The organism is Luteitalea sp., from assembly GCF_022842525.1.
Classification (GTDB): Bacteria; Acidobacteriota; Vicinamibacteria; order Vicinamibacterales; family Vicinamibacteraceae; genus Luteitalea.
In genome coordinates this window covers 96,055-102,738 of sequence record NZ_JALHPM010000003.1, presented here as the reverse complement: position 1 = coordinate 102,738, position 6,684 = coordinate 96,055, and the positions used below count along the sequence as shown (strand labels likewise).

6 protein-coding genes and 1 pseudogene are annotated in these 6,684 nt (G+C 69.8%); 3 read left to right on the top strand and 4 right to left on the bottom strand.

Annotated features, from left to right (window positions below):
* The 4 genes and pseudogenes from Q0C41_RS01460 to Q0C41_RS01445 all read right to left on the bottom strand — a co-directional run.
* Nucleotides 1-685, bottom strand: a pseudogene (locus tag Q0C41_RS01460) (glycogen debranching enzyme GlgX); the annotation flags it as partial.
* A 63-nt stretch (nucleotides 686-748) separates the two neighbouring features.
* Complete coding sequence (locus Q0C41_RS01455) at nucleotides 749-1,198, bottom strand: hypothetical protein (protein WP_291980661.1); 450 nt, start codon at nucleotides 1,196-1,198, stop codon at nucleotides 749-751.
* A complete protein-coding gene (locus tag Q0C41_RS01450; RefSeq protein WP_291980660.1) occupies nucleotides 1,195-2,580 on the bottom strand; it encodes a TIGR01777 family oxidoreductase in 1,386 nt (461 codons plus the stop codon). Before Q0C41_RS01450 ends, Q0C41_RS01455 begins: the two co-directional genes overlap by 4 nt.
* 85 nt (nucleotides 2,581-2,665) lie before the next feature.
* On the bottom strand, nucleotides 2,666-3,049 hold the full coding sequence (locus Q0C41_RS01445) for a fasciclin domain-containing protein (protein ID WP_367079077.1): 384 nt from the start codon (nucleotides 3,047-3,049) through the stop codon (nucleotides 2,666-2,668).
* A 312-nt stretch (nucleotides 3,050-3,361) separates the two neighbouring features.
* Between Q0C41_RS01445 and queA the strand changes: the two genes are divergently transcribed.
* The 3 genes from queA (at nucleotide 3,362) to Q0C41_RS01430 (ending at nucleotide 6,671) form a co-directional block, all read left to right on the top strand.
* A complete protein-coding gene (gene queA / locus Q0C41_RS01440; protein ID WP_291980658.1) occupies nucleotides 3,362-4,534 on the top strand; it encodes a tRNA preQ1(34) S-adenosylmethionine ribosyltransferase-isomerase QueA in 1,173 nt (390 codons plus the stop codon).
* A 207-nt stretch (nucleotides 4,535-4,741) separates the two neighbouring features.
* Nucleotides 4,742-5,158, top strand: a complete 417-nt coding sequence (locus Q0C41_RS01435) for a hypothetical protein (RefSeq protein WP_291980657.1) — start codon at nucleotides 4,742-4,744, stop codon at nucleotides 5,156-5,158.
* A 112-nt stretch (nucleotides 5,159-5,270) separates the two neighbouring features.
* Nucleotides 5,271-6,671, top strand: a complete 1,401-nt coding sequence (locus Q0C41_RS01430; RefSeq protein ID WP_291980656.1) for a sulfatase — start codon at nucleotides 5,271-5,273, stop codon at nucleotides 6,669-6,671.
* Nucleotides 6,672-6,684: the final 13 nt, after the last annotated feature.

Here is a 6,684-nt window from a genome sequence, read left to right as displayed (position 1 = left end):
TGTTGTAGCCCCAGTAGTTGGCCAGCCCCGCCTTCACGAGGTGCCAGTCGTCGATGTGGTGGTGCACCGGCAGCAGCTCGACGGCAGTCACGCCGAGCTTGAGGAGGTGCTCGATCGAGGCTTCCGACGCCAGGCCCAGGTAGCTGCCGCGCAGGTCGTCCGGGATGCCGGGGTGCCGCTTGGTGAAGCCGCGGACGTGCAACTCGTAGATGACCGTCTCGTGCCACGGCCGCTTCAGGCGGCGGTCGTCGCCCCACGTGAACGCCGGATCGACCACGGCTGCCAGCGGCGCGTAGGCCGCGTTGTCGCGGTCGTCACGGCTGTCCGGGGCCCCGATCGTGAAGCCGAACATGCTGTCGTGCCAGCGGACGTTGCGACCGACGGCCTTGGCATACGGGTCGAAGACGAGCTTGGCAGGGTTGAACCGGTGGCCTTCGCGCAGGTCGTACGGCCCGTGGACACGGAACCCGTAGAGCTGGCCCGGGCGCACTTCCGGAAGGTACCCGTGCCAGACCTGCTCGGTCCGCTGCCGCAGCGGGATGCGGTGCGACTCGCGTCCGGCGTACGGCGAGTCGAACAGGCACAGGTCGACGCCCGTGCCGTGCTCCGAGAACAGGGCGAAGTTGACACCGATCCCGTCCCAGGTGGCACCGAGCGGGTAGGGAGATCCAGGCCAGACTTTCATCGTCTCTCGCCGGTTGCGCGATGGGAGGGGCACAGCACGGCGCCCCAGTATGCCATCGGCGGCTCAGGTAGCGGGCTGCAACGCGCGCGACAGCGCGGCCAGCAGCAGGAGGCTGCGGAGGGTCCAGGCGACGGTCCGCAGCCAGTTCGACCCCACCAGCCAGCCGTGCGCCTGAGCGTCGTAACCGGAGGCCAACTGGGTATGCATCGGCACCTGCAGCAGGGCCGTGGACAGCCAGATGACGCCGAGGAGCAGCGCTCCACCCCACGCCCACGACTGGGGGAACGCCGCTGGTCGCTCCGACAGCAGCAGCGCCGTCGTCACCAGTTCCACCAGCATCATCGGGCCGACGACCACCGTGATGAGGCGGCCGTGCGCGGCGGCGAAGGCCGGATAGGTGGCGCGATCGGCGAACGAGAACAGCGGGTAATGGACGACCTGGATGACCCAGATCAGGCCGGTCAGGAACCACGTCGCCGCGGCGTTGACCAGCAGCAGACGCAGCGGGGTCATGCGACCGGCGTGGCCTCGACGCGACCGAGCGTGAACCGCAGGGCGTCTTCGAGCCGGGGATGCAGGAACTGGAAGCCCGCGGCCTGCAGGGCCGCCGGCACCACGCGCTTGCTGCTGAGCAGTTCGGCCTCGGCAAACTCGCCGAACAGCGCCGTCAACACGAAGGCCGGCACGGGCAGGAACGCGGGACGCCGCAGCACGCGGCCGAGCGTGCGCGTGAACTCGGCATTGGTCACCGGTGTCGGTCCCGTCACGTTCACCGGGCCCTGCACATCGGCATGGGTGAGGGCGAACAGGAGCGAGCCGAGCACGTCTTCCATGCCGACCCAGCTGTAGTACTGCCTGCCGCTCCCGAGCGGGCCACCGAGGCCGAGGCTGAAAGGCAGGCGCATCTTGCCGAGCGCGCCGCCACGCGCGTCCAGGATGATGCCGAACCGCGGATGCACGACGCGGATCCCGGCGGCACGGGCGGGATCGGCTGCCGCTTCCCACTCCTGGCAGACGTCGGCGAGGAATCCGGTGCCCGGGCGACTCGCCTCGGTCAGGATCTCGTCGCCGCGATCGCCATACATGCCCATGGCCGATGCACTGATGAACACCCGCGGTGGCACCGGCGCGGCCGCGAGCGACTGTGCCAGCGCGCGGGTCGGGCCGACCCGGCTGTCGCGGATGCCGGCCTTCATCGCCGGCGACCAGCGTCCGCCGGCCACGCTCTCGCCTGCCAGATGAATCACCGCATCGACAGGCCCGAGTGCCGCGGCGTCGACGATGCCGGCGGTGGGAGTCCATTGGCGTTCATCACTGGCCTGCGGGGTGCCGCGCACCAGGCGCACCACCTCGTGGCCCCCGCCCCGAAGGAAGGGCACGAGGGCGGATCCGACCAGGCCACTGGCGCCGGTGATGGCGATGCGCATGCGAGTTCCTGACTGGTGGCGGGCCAGATCGGCGGCCGTCACCCAGTGACGATACGCGAACATGCGCCGCAACACCCGCGCCACGATCGGGCGCGCCGGCCGGGACAGCGGGTCGAGGGGCAGGCGCCACGTGACCGTGTCGTGCAGCACGCTCGCGTCTGCCGACGTGCCGGCCTCGACACGATGGGTGTGGTGCCAGTGTGCGAAGGGACCGGACGCCTGCGTGTCGACGAACTGCACGCCCTCGACGAAGCCGTCGGCCTGATGGCGGGCATCCCACACGAGCGTCAGCGGTCCCTGACGCAACTCCAGCACGACGCGTCCGTCACGCAGGCCGCCCTCGCGCGTTCGCACGCGGACGCGATCCCACGGGGGCAGCAGGCGCGCGAGCGCCGACGGCTGGGCATGCCAGGCAAAGGCCCTGGCCGGTGAGGCCGGGAGGCGTGAGGCGAAGTGATGTGTTGTCACAAAGAAAATGCCGCCCCGCACGGAAGTGCGGAGCGGCGGGGCCCATGCGGCGGGCAGGTGTCAACGAAGCCGCACGAGCAGGACCTTAGTAGGTGCCCTTGGCCTTCGGCAGGATGACGGTGTCGATCACGTGGATCACACCGTTGCTGGCCGCGACGTCGGCCTTGATCACCTTGGCGCCATCGACCGAGACGGTACCGCCGTTGACGGCGATCTTCACGCTCTGGCCCTGGACGGTCTTGGCTTCCTTCAGCTTGACCACGTCGGCGGCCATCACCTTGCCGGCCACCACGTGATACGTCAGGACTTCCTTCAGCTTCGGGATGTCCTTGAGCAGGCCCTCGACCGTGCCGGCCGGGAGCTTCTTGAACGCGTCATCGGTCGGTGCGAACACCGTGAACGGCCCCGTGCCCTTCAGCGTCTCCACCAGGCCAGCGGCCTTGACGGCGGTGACGAGGGTGTTGAACATCCCGGCACCCACTGCGGTGTCGACGATGTCCTTGGTCTGGGCCTGGGCCGGAACGGCGGTGAACGCGACGGCAACGGCCGCGGCAAGGGCGAAACGACGAATCATGGCAAGTCCCTCCTGATACTACTGACAAACAACGCGCCCGGTTCGTCGGGCGCCGCATGTGCCGCATGGCGGCGTAAGTGGTCTGACGCCATGTTCGCGTCCCGGGGATCCCGGAGCCGGTGATTTTGTCTGCCGGCCCGACCCGCGCAATCATGACGACCTGCCTATGGACGCTGCCGGCGTCAGGAAGGCCCCCGCAAAAATCACATGCGCGTTGACGACTTCGACTTCGACCTGCCCGCCGATCGCATTGCACAGCATCCGCCGCCGGTGCGCGGCACCTCGCGGCTCATGGTGCTGGCGCGCGAGACCGGCGAGACCACCACCACGACCGTAGCCGACCTCCCGTCGTGGCTCCGCGCCGGTGACGTGCTGGTGCTCAACGACACGCGCGTCTTCCCGGCGCGCCTGCTCGGCCGGCGTCTGCCAGGCGGCGGGCGTCTCGAATGCCTGCTCGTCGAAAGGCTCGATGACAGGCTCACGGCTCAGGGCTCAGGGCTCAAAGAACAGGCTGACGGCTCAGGGCTCAAGGAGCAGGCTGACGGCTCAGGGCCCAGAGGGCATGCTGAGGGCGATATGTGGGAGGCGCTCGTGCATCCCGGGCCGCGGGTGAAGGTGGGCAGCACGTTCGTGATCGACACGGACGGGAGTCGGGAGTCGGGAGTCGGGAGTCACGGCGGGGCGATCCACGGCGAGATCGTCGGGCGCGGCAGTCACGGGACGCGCACCGTGCGCCTGCGCGCGGAGGGCTATGCCGACGTCGACAGCGCCATCGAGGCGCTCGGGCACATGCCGTTGCCGCCGTACATCAAGCGGCCGGATGCCACCGACGATCGCGAGCGCTACCAGACCGTCTTCGGCAGCCGACGCGGATCGGTGGCCGCGCCGACGGCCGGGCTGCATTTCACCCCGGACCTGCTCACGCGCCTGCGCACCGTCGGGGTGCAGGTGGTCACGATCACGCTGCACGTCGGCTACGGCACCTTCAAGCCCGTGCGTGTCGACGACATCGAGGACCACGTCGTCGATCCCGAGCGCTATGCCGTCTCGGTCGAGACGGCCGAGGCGATCAACCGCGCGAAGGCGGAGGGCCGCCGGGTGGTGGTGGTGGGCACGACGAGCACGCGGGCCCTCGAGAGTGCCGTCGACGCCGATGGCCGTGTGCAGGCCGGCGCCGCGACCACGTCGCTCTGCATTCGCCCCGGGCACCAGTTCCGCGTGGTCGATGCGCTGATCACCAACTTCCATGTGCCGCGGTCGTCGCTGCTGTTCCTCGTCTGCGCCTTCGCCGGCCGCGAACACGTGCTGGCGGCCTATGCGCGCGCCATCGCCGAGGAGTTTCGCTTCTACAGCTACGGCGACGCGATGTTGATTGTGTGAAGGATGCGCGAGGGTAGGGCCCGTTTTCGGAACGGGCCGTCGAAGCCGGGCGGAGGAGAGACGGGCCGTCGTGACGGTGAGCTGACGGTGACGGCCGGCTCGGAGAGCCGGCCCTACCCACGCTGAGCTGTCGACCTTTTCTGCTGTAGCCGTCGACCTTCAGGTCGACGGTCCGGTATTCTCATGCCTTTCTGGGGGGCAACTGACATGAATCGTTCGAAGATCACGTTCCTCGCCGGCACGGTGGCCGGCTCGGTGTTGACGGCAGGACTGCTCACGGTCGGCGCGGCCGGGCTGGAGGCGTGGCGTGCGCCGCAGGCGGCTGCGGCCAAGGCGGCGGCCGTCAAGTACTCCTCGCAGGTGGTGTTCGAGAACGAGCGGGTGCGCGTCAAGGACGTGACCTTCCCGGCCGGTGTGCTCGACACGGGCATGCACACACACGATCTCGCGCACGTGGGCGTCATCCTGACCGAGGGCACGCTGCTCTTCACCGAGAAGGACGGCAAGAAGGAGACGGCGTCGTTCACGAGTGGCAGCGTCGGCTTCCGCGGACCGAATGCGACGCACATGGTGGCCAACCCCGGGACCCAGCCGATGCGGGTGATCGAGGTCGAGTTGAAGTAGGGCCGCCCGCCCTTCGGGGCGGCCTCTCCGGGTAGGGCCCGCTCTCCGAACTGGCCGCCTCGACCTCGACTTGCTCAGCGCCATGCCTCAGCCAAACCGCAGGTCCCGTCAAGTGCGCAGCACACTCGCCGTGCTCGCGATGCTCGTGCTTGGATGCGCTTCGCTCGCGCACGCCCAGTCGCCCGCCCCCACCGCGCGCCCCAACATCGTCGTCATCCTTGCCGACGACCTCGGGTACGGCGACCTGGCGTCGTACGGCCATCCGCTGCACCGCACGCCGCAACTCGATGCCATGGCGCGCGAGGGACTGCGGGCCACGTCGGCCTACGCGCCGTCGCCGTCGTGCTCGCCGACGCGGGCGTCGCTGCTGACCGGACGCTACGCCTTTCGTGTCGGCGTGCCCGCCCCGTTCTCGCCGCGCAGCACCGGCGGCCTCCGGGCCCGCGACCACGTCACGCTGCCGCAGGTCCTGAAGTCGTCCGGGTACAAGACGATGGTGGTGGGGAAGTGGCATCTGGGCGACCAGCCGGGCATGCGGCCGCTGGACCACGGCTTCGATCGCTTCGTCGGTCTCCTGTACAGCCACGACTACAAGGACCCTTTCGTCCAGACGCCGGAGAAGCTTGCGCTGTGGGACGGGGAGCAGCGTCGCGTCGAAGAGCCTGACCCGGCGACGCTGACTGGCACCTATACCCGGGAGGCCGTCGCATTCATCCGCGACCGCGCCGCGGCGAGCCAGCCGTTCTTCCTCTACCTCGCGCACTCGATGCCGCACGTGCCGCTGGCGGTGTCGGCGGCGTGGCGCGGGCGCACGAGCAGCCTCTATGGCGACGTCATGGCCGAACTCGACGACTCGATCGGGCAGGTGCGGGCGGCGCTGACGGCAGCCGGCGTGGCGGACAACACCATCGTCATCTTCACGAGTGACAACGGCCCCTGGAACGCGATGCCCGACCGCATGTTCGGCCGCGACATCGTCAAGCCCTGGGACCATGGCACGCCGGGGCCGTTCCGCGGTGGCAAGGCGGGCAGCTACGAAGGCGGGCATCGCGTGCCGTTCCTGGCGGTGTGGCCGGGGAGGATTCGCGCCGGCCTCACGAGCGATGCGCCGATCAGCGTCGTCGACCTCTTTCCGACGCTGGCGGGTCGGGCCGGTCTGGCGGGCCGGGTCCCGGCGAACGTGGACGGCCTCGACGTCTGGCCGGTGCTGTCGGGCGCGACCGCCTCGCCGGCCGAGCGGACCATCCTCTACGACAACGGCGGCAAGCTCGAGGCGATTCGGGTGGGTCCGTGGAAGCTGCGGGTCAGCGTCGCCCCGACCGGGGCCGGGGCCGGCCCTCCGCTTGCCCGCCGTAGCCCTGGCGAAGGCGGGAACGGGCCGTCACCCGCCGAACGCGTCGAGCTGTTCCACCTCCTGCACGACCCTTCGGAGCGCTACGACCAGTCTGCCGCGCACCCCGAGGTCGTGGCGCGGCTGCGAGCGCAGCTGGACGCCGAGAACGCCCGGAAATAGCGGCGACGGGAGG